The organism is Runella sp. MFBS21 (assembly GCF_029433105.1).
In the GTDB taxonomy this organism is placed as follows: Bacteria; Bacteroidota; Bacteroidia; order Cytophagales; family Spirosomataceae; genus Runella.
Map to the genome: position 1 here is coordinate 160,304 of NZ_JARNTW010000008.1, position 21,708 is coordinate 182,011.

Genomic DNA, 21,708 nt, shown 5'->3' on the forward strand with positions numbered 1-21,708 from the left:
ACTCTCCCTTTCTTTTGCCTTCCGAGCTCGACTTAGAATTACTTGATTACGAACTTTACCCCGACCGGATTGATTTACATGTGATAAGCACTGCTGCTAATATCTGCTGTCCCGTTTGTGGAGAGCTTAGCCACAAAATCCATAGCTGCTACCATCGAATTATTCATGATTTGCCCGCCGGTGGCCGAAGAGTTCAATTACAGCTTCAGGTCAGGAAATACTTTTGTAAAAATACCGACTGCCCGCGCAAAATATTCACCGAAAGATTTGTCACCGGTTTAGCCAGTTATGCTCGTCGATTTGAGCGTTTGAATCAGGCACTTATGGGGATAGGTCTGGAATCCGGGGTAATTCTTCTACCCGCTCACTCTTTCTCCGTTAAGATAAGTGCTTCTACTGTTCTGAGGTTTATCAAAAAATGTAATATCCCTGCCATTTCCAGTCCTAAAATAATTGGCGTTGATGATTGGGCGTTTAAAAAAGGGCGTAAGTATGGAACCATTATCGTCGATTTGGAAAAGCACCAAGTGATTGATTTATTGCCTGACTGAGAAGCCGAGACCTTATCTGCCTCGCTTTTAGAGCACCCCGGTATTGAAATTGTCAGTCGGGATCGTTCAAATACGTACGCCGCTGCCATTACAGAAGCCTGTCCACAGGCAGAACAGATTGCCGACCGATGGCATATTCTGAAAAATCTCTCGGAAACTTTTGAGCGATTTTTAGATACTCAACGGGGAGAAATTAAAGAAACAGCCCTCAAACTAAGCCAACAACAAAAGTCTGTTAATGAGGATATTACTGCTGACAAGTCGAAAACTCTTCCTATAGAATCTCAGCTGCAAAAACCTGTTTTTGTCGGAAAGTATCAAGACAATTTTCTAAAAGTTAAAGAGTTACAATCCAAAGGGTACAGTATTAGAAAGATAGCAGTTACTTTAAAAATGTCTCGCAGGACGGTGGCAAAATATTGGAATCGGATAGAGTTTGTCCCTAAAACTTCTCGTAAACGAAGTACTATTCTTGATTTTGAGACCTATCTGCAACAGCGTTGGCAGCAAGGACAGCAGTCGGCCAAAGCATTGTATGAAGAAATTAGCGATCAAGGATTCACCTATTCTCAAGCTACCGTCTATAACACGGTAAGAAATTATCCCAAATCGGTTTTGGAACCACTGCCGGCGTCGGTAAAAGCAGCCTACTATTCTTCCAAACAATTGAGTATTTGGTTAGGGATGTATCAAAATGATTGGGAAGAGTATATGCCAATTGAATTTTTAAGGAAATTATTGGAAGAAAACCCGCTCATCAAAGCTGTCAGAGAAATGGCTTTAGAATTCAGACAACTCATGAAGATGAAGCAAGGGGATCAACTTCAGACTTGGTGTAATAACGCGCTTGATTTGGGAGTGGATGCGCTGAAAGGATTTGTCAGGGGAATTAAACAGGATTTTAAAGCCATTTTCCAAGCCTTCACCTGCGAATGGAGCAATGGACAGGTCGAAGGGCAGGTGAACCGGCTCAAAAACATCAAGCGTCAAATGTATGGGAGAGCGAGTTTTGAACTACTCCGCAAAAGAGTCATCCTGATGGGGATTCCCGACTTTCACCAAATGTGACGATGAACCACTTTATAGAAATTTACAGCTGACTGCATAAGCGTATGACAAATAGCATATCGGTACAAGACTGACTCTTTCAGAGCCACGAAAAAGCTACCGCCAGTTAAGGTGGCAGGGCTCATAGGGCGTCAATTTCTATTCTGCTGCCCGAGATCAGATACAATATAATCTTATTGGCGCTGCAAACAGCGTTTCCATCACGATTGCTTTTAATACAGTCTGTTGTTGAGGTTTTATCCGCTATCACCAGGCCACGGGGCACCCCACTTGGCTAATAAAATTTCTATCGCTGCCCCCCGTTGAGGTTTGGATAAAGACAGGATATAGGTCGGAGTGCCGATGCACTTCAATCCCATGGTGAGTTTGCGGCCCCCTTAAAATACCTATATCCTGCTCAACAACTGAAAAGTAAACTTACCAGTTTCTTGATTTTGTTCAATCACACAAATCTAAAGGCCACCCCGTCCTTTTGGCAAGATCAATCATCATATCAATAAAGAATCGCTTCAAAGGTCTCCACCTACTTTTGCAGCAAGGCTTTTTGCTCCAACTATAAAATCGTTTGCTTAGGAGTTTTAAGCATGTTCGAAGGCATTTGGTTTTGCCAATCAAAGATACCACATTTACGCAACCACGTCGTGACTATAGAAGGTTTTTGTATACCATACTTTCTAGCCGCAGCTCTGAACGATAATTCTCCTCATTCAACTTCTTAACCGCCAATTTAAAAGACATTGAGTAGCCCTTTTGAGGACACTTATACATACTTTACTTTCAGTTTCCTCGTGCATAGCTTTACATTTTGTGCATCGCTATTTCAGGACGTGACATTTGTACAAAAAAACATGAGTCATCCCTAATTTTTCGGATTTGATTAAAAAATCAAAAACCTCCTGAACTTTGTGGTCGCTAAACTACAAGACAGGAGGTTTTCTTATGAATACTACTACAAAACAAACAAATTCTGAGCAAGAATGGCCTCATTCTGTGGGTCTTTTTTATCAACAACGCCTAACCGAATTTACCCTCGAGATTCTCCAAGAATTAACAGCCTTGATCGATGTTCGCCTGGTGCGCACCTTTAGCCAGTTGCTGATCACCTTGTTACGCTTCCGGCATCGAAATAACGGGCTGCTTTTAAGTGAATTAGGGGAACATCTGCTTTCAGCCCGTCAAGCTCCTGCGGACACTAAACGAATCTCTAACCTACTTCGATGCCCCCATTGGAACCATACCCTAATTCAGAAAGGTATTCAGGCCAAAGCCCGTACGTTTTATGAGCAGCTCCATCAACAAGGGCAACCCGTGTTGGTTCTCTGGCCGGGCGGCCGGTGCCGATGAGAGTGTGATGGAAAAACCCGAAACCTTAGCTAATAATGACTTGGGAGCCGTTCGCAGTAGTAAAGCCCGCCGACTCAAGCGTATTCGACCGGGCTATTTCAATCCCCCCGGTGGCAAACCGGTCTGCGTGCCCGGATTGGAATGGCTGGCTCTGTTACTAGCAGGACCAAGTGGAGCTCCTTGTCTGTATCAGTTTGAGTGGTGGACTCGCCGCGGTGAACACGCTCGTCGGCGCGCAGACGTAGTCAATGATGCCTTAGTTGAGCTTAGCCATCGTTTTGGTTCAACGGTTTTACATGTCTTTGATCGGGGCTATGCCTCCCAGGCTTGGTTAGGGAAGTTAGTGAACGCTAACTTGAAAGGCCTGATTCGGTGGCAAACCCACTATCAACTTCTCAATCAGGCCAGTCAAGCGGTAAAGACTTGGGAACTAACACGTGGTAAACGCTCAATTGATTATCGACTCGTGTATGATACCGTCCACAAGTGTAATCGAAAAACAGGGCTTATCTACCAACCGGTATGGCATCCGGCTTACCCTGATGTACCCCTGTATCTGATTGTATCACGGCCCGGTCAAGGGCGAACACCTTGGTATCTGCTTACTAATGAAGCTATTGGTTCGGCGGAGGACGCCTGGAGAATGGTGTTTGCTTATGCCCGTCGTTGGCAGATTGAGATGGCCTTCCGTTATACTAAATCGGAATTGGCTTTGGAATCACCTCGCTTATGGTTTTGCGGGGTGGCCCTTTAGATTTGAGACATGGTAGGATTCTAAGATTTAGTAGCTTGCCAACAAGTAAACAGGGTGGGTTTACCTATGGGGGTGGTGCGCCACTGCGACGCAGAGTGGTTGCTCTATGCACGGATTCAGGCCCCGCCCTGTCTTACTTGCTTTAGGCTCAAATGGAAATTCGGGTATGGTGGCCCATTAGTAAGGGTTTGAGCAGTGAAGCAAGCAACTTGTTGAACCCCTAAATTATTATTTCTTATGGACATTCGCTATTTTATCGGTGTTGACCGGGGGTGCCCGTGCACTTTCTAAAGCTACGTTAGATTGGGCCGTTTTCGATGGCAAGCACATCGTCTTGCAAAGTCAGTCGGCTAACTCAGAGGCGGGTATTAAAACCACCCTCAAACTCATACAGGCCTTGCCTGACTTTAGGATAAACGAGTCGGTGTGTTGCATGGAACATACGCCACGGGGCGCCCCGCGGTATTTACAACATACACCTGTTAAGCTATTTACGCAAATTCTCTCTTCCCATTTGGTTAGAAAACAGCGGCGTCGGCCGTCCGATTGCAGATTAAAAAATCGGGTGGTCTGCAACGCGGCAAAAACGATGCTATTGATGCCCAACGCATCGCTGAGTACGCCTTTCGCTTCCGTGACCGAATGCGGCTGTGGCAACCACCCCGCCCTGTTTTACAAAAGTTGGCGGCTCTCAGTGCGCTTCGTCAACGCCTTTTACGGGTTCGGCAGCAATCGCACCGGCGACCCGGTTCAATAGCCCATTAGCGAACAACAGGGATTCCTGGATTCAACCTTGCAAAAGCAACTTACTAAAAGTTGTCAGGCCTCCCTAAAAGCAATCAATGCGGATTTAGAAACGACTGACAAAAAAATTAATGACCTCATTCAGCAGGATGCACGACTCAAAGAGCTCTTTGAGTGGATTACCTCTGTACCGGGCGTTGGTAGTGCCACCGCTACGGAACTCATCGTGGCTACCAATGAGTTCAAGGACATTACTGATCCCAAAAAATTAGCGTGCCATGCGGGTGTTGCGCCCTTTGCTTATAGTTCGGGCAGTAGTGTCCGAGGCAAAACACGGGTTAATCAACATGCACGTTTACGCTTGAAATCTCTTTTCCACTTGGGAGCCATGTCGGCCAGGCGAACTACAAGACTATTATAAACGAAAAGTTGAGCAAGGTAAAAATAAGATGCTGGTGTTGAACGCGGTTCGTAACAAATCGCACCGGCGACCCAGTCATTCATCGAGTTTGCTCGGTTGTTCACCGCCAGCAGAAATATGATAAAAATTATACGTCGATGCTTGTTTAAACCATGGAAATCCGTGCGGGAAAACCGACTTAAGTTGATGATGATTGTCGCTTTATTATACGCCTTTTTACTCTCCTTACTCCGTGCTGAGTTTAGTCATTGGCAGCAATTACTCTTGCGATTGGGCTGCCACCGAACGGGAAAGCGGTGCCGGGAAGCCTCAGCACCGCTTTATCGTATCCGAATTGCTTTCACCCACTTATGGACTCAAAATTCGGGATGACTCATCTCTAATACTCTATCTCAAAATTTCACTTATTTCTTTTTCTGCTTTTGAATCGTAAAGGGTATACAAATATCCACAGGACAGCAGTTGGTGCCTTCCTCGATTATCACTGGACAACAACCGCCCGCTGGACAGGTTTGATTCGATGCACTGAAGGTGTAAGTTCCTACTTCACCCAACAATACTACATTGCCCATTGCTATTGCTGTGGCACTCCCCTCTTTATACCATACTACATTGGTATAACGTGACGGGACAGTTACCTCTAATTTTTGACCTACACAAAGCTGAAGCGGGACTGAAAAACACGCTCCATCAATATCATCTTCACTTTCTTTGCCATTGCCAGGGGTGCTATCCACATCTTTTTCGTTGACCTTACTTATTTCGGCTGTATTGAAGTGAATTCCTTCAGAGATAGCTTTCACTTTATAGATCAATCGAACCGTATCACCAGGGGCTCCAATGTTGCCAATGGTCCACTTGATAACGTTATTGGTAATTGTAGCACTACCACGACTAGCCACAAAACTTCCAGGAATAAACCCTACCGTCGTCGCTATGGAATCCACAACTTCTACCCCCGTAGCTCCTGTTGATGACTGATTGAAGACCTGGATCGTGTATGTCAAGGTATCTCCTAGTTTGGCTATCTTTTTATTGATAGACTTCTTTAGGGCTAAATCCACATTTACTTCGCAATTTTGTGCCTCAATAAAAGCTCCTACTCGAGTCGTACTTATCGCTGCTGGACAACTCGGGTCAGTACTCCGTGCTTGTGCGTAAAATACAGTGTCTTTGCTCACCAAACCGCTTGGCTTGAAGTTCAATCCTGTAAAGATAACACTACCTCCCGATGATTGGCTAAACCACTCTACGGTCGCTAATCCTACAACTGTCGCTTTCAAAGTAGGGAAAGTATCCCCAATACATACCGTCGTACTCGGGGTTAACAACTGGGGTAAGGCGGGATTACAGTTACAGTTTACTCCTGCTACCGTAGTATCTACTTTACACACTGCACTTAAACTATCTACAATTAGCACACTCTGGCCTGAGGGAATCCCTGACACTGTGTAAGGATTGTTACCACTTAACGTACCCTTGTTGACTTTTACAACACCCAACTTGTTAGACACCGTAAAGGTAAAACTATACGTCTGGACATCAGGGGAGCAAACAGGGTCGTTGACTGTTATCGTCGACTCGATGCATGGGGATGAACATACAGGCACTATCACCTTCACCGTATCTTGGCAACCATTTACCGAGTAAACAAAATTAAACGATTTGCCTTGTGCAGTCGAATTGGTAATATTTACCAAACCTGAACTATTTACCGTTGCTCCCGTTGGATTATCTGTCAAGGCTGACCAGCTTCCGCCATTTGGGGTTGCCGATAACTGAACGCTTGAGGGCACATTCCCATTCACACAAACAAAGGTCGTGTCTTTACCTGCATTTGGCTTAGCCTTCACTACCACTTGTGCCGTATCTGTACAGGTCTGACCGCCAGAAGTCACCGAATACACAAATCTGTAGGTTCCTGCCGTATTCAGCCCATTGATGTTACCACTCGCCTCTATCGTCGCCGACGACGGATTCGAAGGACTACCTATCGGTGACCATGTTCCACCGGATGTCACTGCGGTCAACTTCGCTGTTTTAGTCGGCTGGCATACCGAGGCCGCATCTGCACCTGCATTCGGTTTCACGCACCCTGTGCAGGCTTGTACTGTTACAGCTACGGTATCGCTGCAACCTGCTGCACTCGTGTAGATGAATTTGTAGGTTCCCGCTATGCTCATGCCTGTTACGGCTCCCGCATTGGTTACCGTCGCCGAAGCGGGGTTGCCGGCTTGTGCCGCCCAGTTTCCGCTTGTAGGAGTGCCTGTCAGGGTGGTACTCGTCGTCAACTCGTTGGTCGAGGGGTTGGCACAGGTTAGCGTCTGGTCGGTGCCTGCACTTGGTTTTTGATTGACCGTCACCACCACCTGAGCGGTATCTTTACATCCTGCGGCATTTTGAGCTACTAAAACGTAAGTAGTCATTGTCGTTAGGTGTACCGATGCCGGTGTTGCTACGGCTGTTCCCCCTGCGGTGCTTAGGGTCCAGACTGGACTTTGGTAGCTGGCATAGCCCGTGATTTTAGAAGTCAAATCGACACTTTCCCCCACACAGATGCTGGCACTGCCATCGGCGATACTCGGTTTGGCATTGACTACTACTTGTGCCGTATCGGTACAGGTTTGACCGCCACTGGTTACGGAGTAAATGAATTTATAGGTGCCTGCGGCCGATAAGCCTGTGATGTTACCATTGGCATCGATGCTGGCGGCTGAAGGATTGCCCACTTGAGCTGCCCAGGTGCCTCCCGCTGTCAAGGCTGTCAATTTTGCTGTACTTGTCGGCTGACATACCGAGGCTGCGTCAGAACCTGCATCGGGTTTGGTACAGCCCTGGCAGGCTTGTACCGTTACGGCTACTGTATCACTGCAACCTGCTGCACTCGTGTAGATGAATTTGTAGGTTCCCGCTACACTCATGCCTGTTACGGCTCCCGCATTGGTTACCGTCGCCGAAGCGGGGTTGCCGGCTTGTGCCGCCCAGTTTCCGCTTGTAGGAGTGCCTGTCAGGGTGGTACTCGTCGTCAACTCGTTGGTCGAGGGGTTGGCACAGGTTAACGTCTGGTCGGTGCCTGCACTTGGTTTTTGATTGACCGTCACCACCACCTGAGCGGTATCTTTACATCCTGCGGCATTTTGAGCTACCAACACATAGGTCGTTGTCGAGGTCGGTTTTACCGAGGTGGGTGTCGCTACGGCTGTTCCCCCTACGGTGCTTACTGTCCACACCGGACTTTGGTAGTTGGCATAGCCCGTGATTTTAGAGGTCAGATCGACACTTTCCCCCACACAGATGCTGGCACTGCCATCGGCGATACTCGGTTTGGCATTCACCACCAATCTCACAAAGGCTGTATCGGCACAGGCCGCATCTCCTGTTGTGTTTACCACCACTGCATAATATTTTGTCCCTGCCGTCGTCAAAGCTGTTCCTGTTGGCGTATAGCTTGCATTGGTTGCTCCGCTAATCGCCGTACCCAAGCTGCTCGTCGTATCTGCCAAGGGGCCATACCATTTGTAGGCCACTTCCGAACTTGGAGTCGCTGTATAAGCTGTGACGGCTCCTCCCACACAAATGGTTTGTGTTTTGGGCGTTACGGCTGCTAAGGGTTTCGTACAGGCTGAACCGATTTTAATGCCTGTTGTCAAACTTGCACGGCAAGCTCCTACCTCAATATTGACAACATAACTACCTGTATCAGCAGGAGTGACCGGATTAATGGTGATAGAAGCCGTAGAGGCGGTAAATCCATTCGGTCCCGACCATAGGTAGGTAGTTCCACCGCTAGCTGTAAGGGTTACAAAGCTATTAGCAGCCACTGTTTGGATAGGGGTTACGGCAGGCGTAAATTCACAGAATATGCCTTGATCCCAGGTGAGATCTTCTTCATTGGCAGTTAGATTGGTGATCGGAACAATCGTGGCCAGTTCTCCATTGTAAGTAGTTTGGGTTCCGTCAGAATCTTCCGCATCGTTCGTGGCATCTTTGGGTGAAATGCTATATCCTGTGGGTAAACAGAATACCGCATAGTAATCACCCGGCTTCAGGTTAGAGAATTTATACAAACCTCCGTTGCCTGTAATGGTGAAGTTGACGAGGGAGTCGGTTGCAGGGTTTTGAGTACCCACTACCCGTGGAGTAAATAATTTGACCTTGATTCCATCCACACCACCTTCTCCGGCATCCTGAACCCCGTTTTTATTGGTATCAAACCATACGCGATCTCCATAGTAAGCGGGAGCTCCGGCCTGTACTTTGATTCCCACTTTGATTGGTTCGGCAGCGATAAGGGCTTCGTCATTGTCGCTGCGAGTAGCTACAAAGGCAAAAGAGTTCCAGGCAATTTCACCATTTGTAGGAGCGTTTACGGGAGCACGCATCGGCCAGTTGAATACCAATGAATCACCTCCGGCCAGTTGGGTTGCCCCAAAGTCAATTTTAACGGATTGCACTTTGGTAATGTCAGAAGGCGGGGTCGTACTCCAGTTAGGAGCCGCACAGCCCGCTGGGAAAGGCGAAGGGTCGGCGGGTTGTTTTACTTCATCACGGCATGGATTTCCTACCGTTGAATAATAAACGGTAATACCTGCCGGGGCCGAAATAGGGTCTGCTAAGTTAGGACGCCATTCAGTATTACGAGCCTGAGGATCAATGACCCCCCGGTCACCGATGAAGGGAAGAATATCAATAATTTTGATATCTTTCATCGTTACGTTTCCTGTGTTCTTTACAATCAGTTTGTAATCAGCATTACCGCCGGGTACGGTCAGACCAGAATTGGGGTATCGTGAATATTCACTATCAAGTAAGCCCTTAACCCATTTGATGGACTCCATGGAAGTAGAAGCCTGTATCTTTAAATCACAACCATAGTTAGAGGTATGAGCAGCCTTAGCCTGCTCGGTGGTATTGCCATCACCGTCCCAGTCGTTGGTATCTGTATAGGTGTAGCCATACGTATCGCCTGCCTTCACAGAGGTGTTGGATCCATCTGCCAAAAACAGGATATTTTGCAAAACACCCGCTGGCACACCACTTGTGATTTTAACATTTACAGTGACTTTAAAAAAGCCAGGAGCAGTTCCTATTGTACCAGAGGGAAACGTCCAACGATACAAAGCATACGTAACGCCACTTATTACAACAAAATTGGGGGTAATGGTCAACGTTGGCGTGGTAGTTATTTGGGATGAACTTGGATCGAATGTTTCACTACCCGGTATATACTGAAATCCCGGCGGCACTAAAAAAGCTACCGTAGGGTCTTGTATATTCGCATAGCCCGACTTTATCTCCACATTTCCGCTTAGGGTGAGTGTTTGGCCGAGTGTCCAGGTAGTACACCCTGGAGAATGGTTTGCAGAATAAGCTACGCTGGAAGTAGTAGGAGTTGGATTAAGTACTATTTGACTGTTACAGCTTTCTCGATTGCTTGGGAGGTTGGAGGTTGTACTGTTCCATTCTATACAGTTTGTAACGGGTGTAGAGGCAGATACGCTATTCCCGGTAAAAACGATGAAACAACCATTAGCCAGAACTCTTCCCGCTTCAAAAGGCGTGGCTAATAAAAACTTGACTTTGGTAATTTTTTCGCCAGAGCCTAAGCTGGGAGAACCTATATTATAAGGGTCTGATATGGTAAAGTTTGTCCACGAAGCATTGAGGTTGGTTTGATATTGCAAGCCAATGATATCAGACGAAGCATTGCCAAAAGATATACGATGAAGGGTGAAGTCTGCAGGAACGGTTTCAATAATCTCTGTATTTTCCAAGGGTACCGACCCTGTATTCTGGAAACTAATATAATAACCAATGTCCGATCCTGAAGTGGCAGGAATAGGGTCATTGTTCCCATCTATCCACTTTCTTATGGTGGCATTTGCCGTAGGTGTCGTCAGAGTATGCGTTTCTATCAAATCGCTGGTGCATCCTGACGCAGTGCTGCCGTCAACGAATGTCACAGGACTCTTACCTAATGGAGTCAGGGTAACGGTAGCTGCATTGGTAACCGATTGCCCAGAACTAAAGCCGGGAGAATCGTACTTCACCGTGACCTCCAAGATATACAAAGGAATTTGGAAATATAAGGTGTATGCAGTAGCATATACCATATCTGGAAATGTAGCAGTGACCGTATTGCCACTTTGGTTAATGGTGCTTGAGACCGTATTTCCAGTTCCATCTACCACTTTAGCACTAACAAAGGTGGCTCCTGCGGGGTAAGTATCGGTAATACTTATGTTGGTTAGGTTGAGTCCTCCTGTATTAACATTCTGTGGATAATTTATATCAGGTCCACTCAACAGAATTTGGTAGGTAATGGGTGTTCCTACAGCAGGTGTAGAGGCATATTTCATTTTTTTAAGTCCACAAACACCAAGGGTAGCCGTAATACCCATATCATGACACTTATCCCCAGAGGTATTTCCAGCTCCATCCGTCAGGGTAGCACAGGTGTGTATGACCGTGCCATCGGGCGTGTACCCATTTCGAGAACGCATCTGAAATTCCAGTACCCCTGTTGAACCCGACGGTACGGGATCAATGAAGTTAATGGTCAGTTTTTTGGCTCCAGGAGTAGTTGTAAATACAAAATTGCCCGCTGGAGCATGGGTAGTCCCGCTAATTCCCGATAACTCATCGTCGACGTAGTCAGGCATAGGAATTGTAATCTTCACCCCCGAAGCCGAGCCTGTAGTACTGGACACTGAGTAGTTCAGTTTCATAGTCCAATACTGACCCGAAGGAACACTGGTTGGCGTACCCGCGGCAGCCTGATAATCTAGTGTCAGAACAACTTGGCTTTGTGCCCCAATTGCCAGCAGCCAAAATAACAGCATACAATAAGTAGGCTTGAGATAGTAGAGTAAAATGTAATGTTTCATTTTTTATAGCGATTAAGCGGAGAATTTTCAAAAATATACCAACTATAAGGCAACGGATAACCTGCCCTGAATGGGTGGTTTTTCAGGAAGAATTAAGCCTAAAAACAAAAGAATTAAACGCGCAGAGCATAGGTAGACTGTTGAAGATTTATTACAGTCTTGGTTCAAAATAGGTGCCAAAGCAGAGATTAAAGGTGATATATGTCCGAATGAAACAAGAAGCAGTCTCTTTGGGTTTACATAAATGAAAAAGCGAGTTTATACAGTTTCTACAAAAAGTATACCTTCTCTTTTGTAAGAAAAATTTTCGTTACTATTTCAAGGAAAGTAAGTCTAATCTGTATACCATTTACCAGTACAAGAATCTTATTTGGAATACTTTCAACACATACCAATTTAATATACTTAAACGACATTTATCTTCTATAACATTGGCTCAACATTTTACTCTACCATGAAAGTTAACACTTACGACATCTTGCTCAATCCAACCGCAAAATCTTTTGGAGATTTTATTTCACTCCACGATACCACCCAAATGGAAATCAGGGAAAACCAAATTATTTATCAATTTGAAAACGAAAATAAAATAGGTAGCTTGTCGGTTATGAAGTTTCAATTACCTATGCTCGCTTTATCTCAAGAAGAAAAAGAAATATATGTCTTCAAGTCTCATTATTTTTTCCAACTTGAAACGTTGCTCCGTTATCTTCCTGACCCTACTCAACAATACCTCATTCTCTTTTACCTATCCTCCAACAGTGATTTTAAGGAAATTGATAATGAAAGATATTCAATCCATAAAAAAGGTGATTGGATTATTGCTACCTCTAATAGCAATCCAAAGCCTTACAGTTTACTTTTTTCTAAAAATACCGAATTTAGGGGGGTTAGTATTTTTATCCCAATTATAGGAATCCAAAGTTTTATCAATGCTCCCGAAGAATCTTATCTAAAACACTTTGAAGAGCCTGTATTGGTTTATGATTCTGTCAGTCCTAGAACGAGGACATTATTTGAGTCGCTCATGTCAAACAGCATGAAAACCTTCTGGGAAATGATGGATTTCCAAGAAAACCTTTATGCAATCTTGAAAACAATCTTTGACCAACTGAGCCAAAACAATACCAACGCCATAAAGTATTTATTAAAGAAAGGCGACTTAGAAGCTATTACTAGAGCTCGAACGCTACTGTTGAAAGATGTGACACAACCGCCCACTATTCAACAACTTGCAACTGAAGCCGCTATGTCCCCCACTAAATTCAAAAGCACGTTTAAAAAAGTATATGGAGAAAGTGTATATCAGTACTTCTTACAATACCGTATGGAGCTTGCCCACAAATGGCTTACCGACAACAAAATGAACATCTCAACGATTGCACATCAATTAGGCTACAAAAACTTAACTCATTTTTCGCGGATATTTAAAGAATATTTCGGAGAGTTACCAAGCAAATATCAACAAACCTCTAAAGCATTATAAAACTTTTTAAGGTTTTAGTATAAATATATTACTATACCATTAGACATATACACACTTAATGTCTAACGGTTCATTTTTATATTTTTCTCATCGCAACTAACTTAATCCGATTTATTTTTATGCCGTTTAGTCAAAATATATTCCAATAACAAAAAAATGATTCTTACTTTATTCGAAAATAAACATAAACAATGAGGCTATTTTTTTATTTTTCTTACATATGTGACTTTCAATCCCTAAATACGTCTTTTATATACATATCCATTGTATATGTCTACTAAAATTTAAACATTTAGTCTTATTTATTCGATACCCTACATATTTTAACAATCTAAATCTAACTGATTATGAACGCTAACCCTATTCCCTCTTTGAATGATACTGCTAAAATGCAGTCACAAACAGTATGCATACAGATTGACCAGAAAGATACACCTATGTTGCTTTCGTTTTTGTTGTCAAAACAAATTTCTTTTGATTTAATATACCAGCCACCTCACCCTAAAACAAGCCTAATACCCGACCAGCAAGAGGAGCCAGTAGCAACTCAAGATAGAGAAATGCTAAATAAAGAGATGCTTCTCTCAATGAGTGTACGCCAAAAAATAGAATGGGCTTATGAATATTATATTCAACAAAAGTGTAACGAGGCTATTCCCTCTGAGGATGAAATCGCTTCACAAATAGACATGGCATCAAGCCAATTTAGGTCATTATTTAAGCGCATTTATGGCCAGGGGTTCTATCAACTGTATTTGGCCAAACGCATGGAACACGCAAGCAAATTGTTGCGAAAAGGCTTCAAATGTAATGAAGTTGCAAAAGCAGTAGGATATGGGACTAATTCTGCCATTAAATTCAATAAAATGTTTCAAAAGCATTTTGGCATTACTCCTAAAAAGTACCAACTTAAATATGTCCAATAATACCCCCTATTATGTCTTATAAAGATCTTTACTCATTACCTTTTGCCCAATATGGCTTTTTTGTTAATAAAATGAATGTATTATTTACTGCCAAAACGAGGTGATTCTTCTGGAAATTAACTCGTTTTGGCAATCGTTTCTACTTAAAGGGTTAAGCTCCCTTATAAAAAAGTAGAACTACCCCTCTCCGTCAGTACTTAACTTTCTAATTTTCAATAATTAAGTACTAAATCAATTACCACATCTTCAAATTAGCACATTAAGCAGCAACGGCATACCGTGACTTGCTACGCTTTAGTACTTAATTAATTAGAAATATGGGCTTTTTGATAAGAAAATGGACTCATGCCCGTTGCCGCTTTAAATTTTTTGTAAAAACAAGTAAAGTTGTTGAAACCACTTTCAAAGCATATTTGCTTGATATTCATTTTGGTATTGATAAGTAACTTGCAAGCATTACCGATTCTGATTTCTAGTAGAAATTGTGAATAAGACTTGCCCGTTCGGTGCTTAAAATACCGACAAAACGAATTAGGAGCCAATCCCGCCAAGGAAGCTATTTCTTGGAGTTTGATTTTATCGTGGAAATTTTGGAGTGTGTATTTATAAATAGAATGAAGCCGCTCATTTTCAAATTCAGAAGAATCATACTGAAAACCAAGCGAAGACAAATAGTCGGATTCGTCGCAGTGTTGAGCCAACAATAAACACTGAATAAGGGCGATTAGTTGGAAAGTACCTTCGGTATTAAAAACATTCTCTATTTGCGTACCTACTTCCTGCCTTATCCTCCCTTGCAACACCACCCCTCTCTTGGCTTTTTCGAGTATACTTTTTAACATCTTATTTTCGGGTAATAACAGAAATTGAGTTCCCCAAAAATCTTCAGTAAAATGAATAACAGAAGAATAAGGCGACAAATTGGGCTGAAGTGATGCATCTGCTTTGTCTTCTTGGTCAAAATGCCAATAATGTGGCAAGTTTGCCCCTACCAACACAATATCTCCCGCTTTAAACCTCCTGATGCTATCCCCCACAAACTGAGTGCCACTACCTCTATGAATATGCACTAGCTCCACTTCTTTATGGCAATGCCAGCGACTGTTCACATTGGGAACTGCATCTTTACGAATGCTAAAGGAACGATTGGGATTAGTTGCAACTTGTAAAACTTGAGGTTTCATATTAAAAATTACTATAAACTTTTCAGCTTTTGGTATTTTATAGTTAAAATAGCTTATAATCTTGGTAATTTCCAAAATTATAATCGATAAGAAACATATTTACTTTGCAAGTGCCAACATAGCATTCTCTTACCTGTTAATAAAACTCAACTCAGCACGTTAACCTACCTAATCATGAAGCAATTTTTACATTTTTCTTTGGTATTTCTATTTTATACTACCCAAGTATGGAGTCAATCGACTCAAAAGCTCTGGTATTCAAAACCCGCAGATAGATGGGTAGAGGCATTGCCACTAGGAAATGGACAAATCGGGGCGATGCTTTTTGGGGGTGTGAATGAAGAACTTATACAGCTCAATGAAGCCACTTTATGGTCGGGAGGCCCACGCAAAAAAAATGTAAACCCTGATGCTCATACTTATTTAAGCCAAATTCGTGAAGAGCTCTTGGAAAAACAAGATTATTCGAAAGCTAACGAATTGACCAAAAAAATGCAGGGTTTTTATACCGAATCCTACTTACCCTTGGCCGATTTACTCATCAAACATCGGTTTTCTACGAAGACTCCTACCTCCTACTACCGTGATTTAGACATTTCCAATGCCATAGCTAGCACTCGTTTTAAGGTGGATGATGTAGAGTATGTTCGCGAAGCATTTATATCGGCCCCAGCCAATGTATTTATAGTACGACTAAGTGCCAATAAACCCAAACAATTGAGTCTCGATATCAGTACCCAATCTAAATTAAGAATCCAGAAACAGGCCTTTAGCACGAGCGAGTTGGTCATCAATGGCAAAGCTCCGGCTAAGGTTGACCCTTCTTATTATAATATTAAAGGCCGTCAGCCAATTATTTATGAAGATTCTTTGGGCTGCAATGGCATGAGATTTCAGTACCGTATCAAAGCAATCGCCAAAGACGGCTCTGTAAAAACCGATACCGCAGGCATACACATTGATGGAGCTTCGGAGGTGATTTTGTATGTAGTAGCCGCTACTAGTTTCAATGGCTTTGACAAATGTCCCGACAAAGACGGGAAAAACGAAAAACAAATTGCTGAAAACACCTTAAAAGCAGCCGCCAAACAATCGTTTGCTGCCTTACTAAAAGCCCATCAAAATGATTATCACTCTTATTTTAATCGTTGTCAGCTTGTCATTAAAGATACGACCACTACCCAACCCCAATCCCTTCCCACTGATGAGCAGCTTATCGCTTATACGAGTGGGAAGTATAACCCTGCTCTAGAGGTGCTTTACTTTCAGTATGGTCGCTATCTGCTGATTTCGTCTTCTCGCCCTGGCGGTCCTCCAGCCAACTTACAGGGAATTTGGAACAAAGAATTGAGAGCGCCTTGGAGTTCAAATTATACCATCAATATCAACACCGAGATGAATTATTGGCCTGCGGAGGTTACTAACCTTTCGGAAATGCATCAGCCTCTACTAGATTGGATTCAACATTTGGCCAAAACCGGAAAAGAAACCGCGCAAGAATACTACAAAACCAAAGGATGGGTAGCACATCATAATGCTGATATATGGGCTTTGAGCAATGCCGTAGGAGACCGAGGCGCGGGCGACCCGGTATGGGCCAACTGGTATATGGGAGGCAATTGGCTATGCCAACACCTATGGGAGCATTATCGATTTACGGGCGACAAAAACTTCCTCAGAGAAAAAGCTTACCCTGTGATGAAAGAAGCGGCGCTTTTTTCGCTTGATTGGCTAGTGACCGATAAAGATGGCTATTTGGTAACCGCCCCTTCTACTACCCCCGAAAATAAGTTTATCGATGCCAATGGCAAACAACAGGGTGTATCGGTAGCTACCACGATGGATATGTCTATCATTTGGGATTTGTTTACCAATATTATCGATGCCTCCACTGTGTTGAACCAAGACCCCGAATTTAGAGAATTGCTTATCGCTAAAAGAAGCAAACTCTTCCCCTTACAAGTAGGAAGCAAAGGTCAATTACTAGAGTGGTACAAAGATTTTCCAGAAGCAGATCCTCGCCACCGCCACGTATCGCACTTATTTGGCTTACATCCTGGACGCCAAATCACTAAAAATACCCCCACTTATTTTAATGCCGCTAAAAAGACCCTAGAATTGCGCGGCGACGACGGAACGGGATGGAGCAAAGGCTGGAAAATCAATTTTTGGACGAGATTATTGGACGGCGACCACGCTTATACGCTTATTCGTCAGTTGTTGAAATATACCAATGAAACTGGAACCATCATGAGCAGAGGCGGTGGTACTTACCCCAACTTGTTTGATGCCCACCCACCTTTCCAAATTGATGGCAATTTTGCCGGAACCGCCGGTATGGCCGAAATGCTTTTGCAAAGTCACCAAGATAAGATTCATTTATTGCCTGCCTTGCCAAGTGCTTGGCCCGAAGGACAAGTAAAGGGACTAAAGGCACGAGGAGGATTTGAGGTCTCTCTCAATTGGGCTAAACAAAAATTGGTTAACGCCCAAATCAAATCCCTCAACGGCGAAGATTTGAGTCTCTTGACTTCTCAACCTGTAAAATTGCAAGGCACAAATCTCGAATCAACAAAAACCGAAGATGGATATTTGTTGCAGTTAAAAACTCAAAAAAACAAGACCTATCTTCTTAGTACAAAATAGCACACTTTATAATCTGTCATTTTAGTATATCGTAATCCATTAATCATCATATAAGATGCCACACTACATACCCTAAAAATGACACATAATTTATTAGTGTTTTTCATATAGTGTTTCTACTATTTACCTTAAACCCACAACATAATTGACGAAGAAGACAAATTGTGTTAATTATTTAAACCCTGTCATATTTTCTGTTTAAATGTGATAAGCTAGCTAAAAGCCCTTTTTTTAAGAGGCTTTTAGGTAAAAAATACCATAAGCTTAATGCATTTGATAATCATTCTTTTTTTGACAATGGCTTTTGCTGTTGTCACAGGAATTGTTTTGTATCCTATTATAATAAGTACAAAAAAACGTTTTTTTATATCTCAAAAAAAGTCGGATTTATGCAAAAATAGAGCGTATTTCTCTATTCTTTCTCAGACCTCTTCATCTTACTTTTGTTTAATTAATTCACTGAATTAGGCTATAAGCTTGGGCGTCTTCCATTATAAGTAAGTACGTGTACTAAATTTTACATTTTTAACCCTTCATATTTATGACAATTCATTCTACGCTCTTTAAGAGGAGTAATTCTAGTTCTCTAATCTCCAAAAGATTAGTATATGATACTAGATACAATCCTGCAAAAATTGGCTCCCAATCAAGCCATCTGCGGACGATTTTATCGGTATTGCTAGGTGTAATCCTGAGTTTTCAAGTTGCAGTCTCTCAAAACCGAGCTATTACGGGTACGGTTTATGATTCAAACGGCTCTCCTCTGCCTGGGACAAGCATTCAAGTAAAAGGCACGACCACGGGAAGCATCTCCGACGTAAACGGCAAATACAGTGTCCAAGCCTCTAATACCGCTACTTTGGTTTTTAGCTACATCGGATATATTACCCAAGAAGTAGCGATCGAAAGTCGTAGTGTAGTGGATGTGACCCTCAAAGCCGACGCCGCTGCCTTGTCAGAAGTAGTAGTAGTAGGATATGGAACCCAAAAGAAAGTCAACTTGTCGGGTTCGGTAGCGACTGTGTCGGGAGCTGAACTTACCCAACGCCCTGTACCCAACATGCAAAACTTATTGCAAGGTCGCGTGGCGGGTTTGGATATTATTCAAAGTACGGGTGAGCCAGGTCGCGATGATGCCTCTTTTCAATTGCGGGGATTTGGCTCGTTTGGAGCATCGTCAGCTCCTTTGATATTGGTCGATGGAGTGATTGCATCTATCAAAAACCTTTCACCCCAAGATATTGAGAGTGTCACTGTACTTAAAGATGCCGCCTCTGCTTCTATCTATGGAGCAAGAGCCGCCAATGGTGTAATTTTGATTACTACTAAAAAAGGAAAAGCAGGTAGAACCCAAATCGAATACAATGGAAGTATGGGTGTCAGTGAGGCCACGAAGTACCCCGAACTGATTACCAATTCAGCGACGTACATGGAAATGTACAATTCGGCACGTCTCAGAAGTGGGCAGCCGGCGCTTTATACCCAAGCTCAAATTGATTTGTACAAAAACAACCCCAACAGCGATAAGTACCCCAATTTTAATTGGTTAGACTATGTGCTAGGCAAAGGGCCGATTCAAAATCACCACATTGGATTTTCGGGTGGAAACGAACAGACGATTTACAATGCTTCTTTTAATTATTTGGACCAACAAAGTATTACTAAAGGTTACAAATACAAAAGATACAATGGCTTGATTGACTTTTCGTCGCAAGTGCACAAGCGTGTACGGATTGGGACAAACATCAACTTATCGTTTCAAGATGCCAAAGCACCTTGGTTGACCAACGACAACCTCCTACTTCTCGCCTATGCTTCAGCTCCTACGATGATGCCCTTTTTGCCCGACGGAAGTGGAAGAGCTACCAACCGCGATTTTACCACTAATGGTACTGGAAACCGAAGCGTAGAAGAGGTATATGCTACGGGCGGTCAGTTTACCAAAACCTACAATGCCAACGCACAGGCATTTGCAGAAGTAACCATCTTGAAAAATTTGAAGTGGATGAATAAAGCGGCAATTACGTATTATAATGAACAATACAAAAATCGTCAGTATCCTTCACCTTCTTTTGCTTATCAACCTGACGCATCAGGAAACTACGTACAAGTGGCCAACGGCAATCCTAACTTCAACGGCTTGCAACAAAATGAAACACGGTCGCTTACCAAAACTTTCTTCAGTACGCTTAATTATAATACACAATTTGGCACCGATCATAACCTGAACGTACTCGCCGGATATGAACAACAAGACAACCTGACCGAAAACGTAGGAGGCGCTCGATACGACTTCCCGACCACTTCTATCATGGTACTTGACGGTAGCGGCCCTACCAACCAAACCACCAACGGAAATGCATCTGAATGGGCATTACAGTCGTTGTTTGGAAGGGTCAATTATGATTTCAAAAACAAATACTTCCTCGAAGGTAACATTCGCTACGACGGAACCTCTCGCGTGGGTATCGACAATCGTTGGGGTATTTTTGGGGGTGGCTCTGCCGCTTGGAAACTTTCTGAAGAAAATTTTATTAAAAACAATCTCTCGTGGGTAGACAATCTAAAACTGCGCGCATCGTATGGTACGCTTGGTAACCAAGAAATCGGTAACTACCCTTACCAAGATGTACTTAATCTAACGGCCTATCCTTGGGGTTCTTCGCTTACCACAGGCGCTCAGTTGACTCGATTAGTAACCAAAGACTTAAAATGGGAAAAAACCTCTATGTTGGATTTTGGGGTTGATATCGATTTGTTTAAAGGGCTTTTTGGTGCCACTATCGACTGGTACAAACGTGATACTAGGGATATCCTCACTCAGCGTCAGGACTTACCTGCCAGCGTAGGGCTTACAGCGCCTATCGTAAATGCAGGAGCCATGCAAAACAAAGGGATAGAACTTGAATTGAGACACAACAAATCAATCAATGATTTCAATTATGGAGTGAGTGTGCTTTTCCACCGCTATCGCAACAAAGTGACCAAAGTACTAGCCGAGACGTTGGGAACCATCGAAGTAGGGCAGCCTTACAACAACTTCTTCATGTATGAATGGGCGGGAATTTTCCAAAGCCAAGATGAAATCAACGCCTCCCCTAAGCAGCCTAGTTCAGGAACTCTCAAACCTGGTGATTTGAAAATCAGAGACGTAGACGGAAACGGCACCGTAGGACCCGAAGATAGAGTTCGTATCAGTCGTTTTCCTTCTTACAATTATTCATTTAATCTAAACGCAGGCTGGAAAGGATTTAACTTAACGGCCTTCTTCCAAGGCGTACAAGGCATCAAAACCCAAGTAAGTGGCTGGGGCTATGAGCCATTCCAACAAGGTTCAGCACCTCCGTTGAGATTCCTAAATGCATGGTCGCCTACCAATCCAAGCACTACCGTACCTGCCGTATATCAAGTAGGATACCCTGGCGTAGCGGGCTATACCTCTACCTATTTCTTACAAGATGCCTCTTACTTGCGTTTAAAGAACCTTTACTTATCTTATACTTTCGGCCAAGACCTTATCGGTAAGCTTGGAGCCAAAGGGTTGATTGTGTATTTCTCAGGCGACAATTTGATTACGTGGACTAAATACGAAGGCAATGACCCCGAAAGAGCTGGCTCAGGTAGATTTGCTCAATTCCCTCAGCTGAAAATTTTCACGGGAGGCTTAAACATCAAGTTTTAATCCAAATAGTAAGAT

At 43.4% G+C, this 21,708-nt stretch carries 13 protein-coding genes and 1 pseudogene; 12 read left to right on the forward strand and 2 right to left on the reverse strand.

The genetic code is table 11. The features are described from left to right. The first annotated feature begins 14 nt into the window (after positions 1–14). From P1X15_RS17285 to P1X15_RS17315, 8 genes and pseudogenes are all read left to right on the forward strand, one after another. The gene (locus tag P1X15_RS17285; protein ID WP_277339389.1) at positions 15–551 is read left to right on the forward strand and encodes a transposase family protein; all 537 of its coding nucleotides are present in this window, start codon (positions 15–17) and stop codon (positions 549–551) included. A gap of 48 nt (positions 552–599) precedes the next feature. Beyond that, a pseudogene (locus P1X15_RS32600) lies at positions 600–779 on the forward strand (transposase); the annotation flags it as partial. Positions 780–917: 138 nt separating this feature from the next. After that, complete coding sequence (locus P1X15_RS17290) at positions 918–1,619, forward strand: transposase (protein ID WP_409049691.1); 702 nt, start codon at positions 918–920, stop codon at positions 1,617–1,619. Between the two features lie 939 nt (positions 1,620–2,558). After that, the gene (locus P1X15_RS17295) at positions 2,559–2,963 is read left to right on the forward strand and encodes a hypothetical protein (protein WP_277339391.1); all 405 of its coding nucleotides are present in this window, start codon (positions 2,559–2,561) and stop codon (positions 2,961–2,963) included. Between the two features lie 7 nt (positions 2,964–2,970). Beyond that, complete coding sequence (locus tag P1X15_RS32605) at positions 2,971–3,717, forward strand: transposase (protein WP_409049692.1); 747 nt, start codon at positions 2,971–2,973, stop codon at positions 3,715–3,717. Between the two features lie 546 nt (positions 3,718–4,263). Beyond that, positions 4,264–4,482 carry a transposase gene (locus P1X15_RS17305; RefSeq protein ID WP_277339393.1) on the forward strand — a complete coding sequence of 73 codons (219 nt, stop codon included), beginning with the start codon at positions 4,264–4,266 and terminating at the stop codon, positions 4,480–4,482. Between the two features lie 28 nt (positions 4,483–4,510). Continuing rightward, complete coding sequence (locus P1X15_RS17310; RefSeq protein ID WP_277339394.1) at positions 4,511–4,882, forward strand: IS110 family transposase; 372 nt, start codon at positions 4,511–4,513, stop codon at positions 4,880–4,882. A gap of 117 nt (positions 4,883–4,999) precedes the next feature. Continuing rightward, a complete protein-coding gene (locus tag P1X15_RS17315; RefSeq protein ID WP_277339395.1) occupies positions 5,000–5,254 on the forward strand; it encodes a hypothetical protein in 255 nt (84 codons plus the stop codon). Positions 5,255–5,286: 32 nt separating this feature from the next. Here the strand turns inward: P1X15_RS17315 and P1X15_RS17320 are convergent, their stop codons facing one another. Beyond that, positions 5,287–11,769 carry an SdrD B-like domain-containing protein gene (locus P1X15_RS17320; protein WP_277339396.1) on the reverse strand — a complete coding sequence of 2,161 codons (6,483 nt, stop codon included), beginning with the start codon at positions 11,767–11,769 and terminating at the stop codon, positions 5,287–5,289. A gap of 454 nt (positions 11,770–12,223) precedes the next feature. Here P1X15_RS17320 and P1X15_RS17325 point away from each other — a divergent pair, with 454 nt between their 5' ends. Continuing rightward, the gene (locus P1X15_RS17325; RefSeq protein WP_277339397.1) at positions 12,224–13,255 is read left to right on the forward strand and encodes an AraC family transcriptional regulator; all 1,032 of its coding nucleotides are present in this window, start codon (positions 12,224–12,226) and stop codon (positions 13,253–13,255) included. 347 nt (positions 13,256–13,602) lie between these two features. Further along, positions 13,603–14,181, forward strand: a complete 579-nt coding sequence (locus P1X15_RS17330) for a helix-turn-helix transcriptional regulator (protein ID WP_277339398.1) — start codon at positions 13,603–13,605, stop codon at positions 14,179–14,181. Between the two features lie 305 nt (positions 14,182–14,486). Here the strand turns inward: P1X15_RS17330 and P1X15_RS17335 are convergent, their stop codons facing one another. Beyond that, complete coding sequence (locus P1X15_RS17335) at positions 14,487–15,365, reverse strand: AraC family transcriptional regulator (protein ID WP_277339399.1); 879 nt, start codon at positions 15,363–15,365, stop codon at positions 14,487–14,489. A 174-nt stretch (positions 15,366–15,539) separates the two neighbouring features. Here P1X15_RS17335 and P1X15_RS17340 point away from each other — a divergent pair, with 174 nt between their 5' ends. Next, on the forward strand, positions 15,540–18,011 hold the full coding sequence (locus tag P1X15_RS17340; protein WP_277339400.1) for a glycoside hydrolase family 95 protein: 2,472 nt from the start codon (positions 15,540–15,542) through the stop codon (positions 18,009–18,011). Between the two features lie 541 nt (positions 18,012–18,552). After that, positions 18,553–21,693, forward strand: a complete 3,141-nt coding sequence (locus P1X15_RS17345) for a TonB-dependent receptor (protein WP_277339401.1) — start codon at positions 18,553–18,555, stop codon at positions 21,691–21,693. Positions 21,694–21,708: the final 15 nt, after the last annotated feature.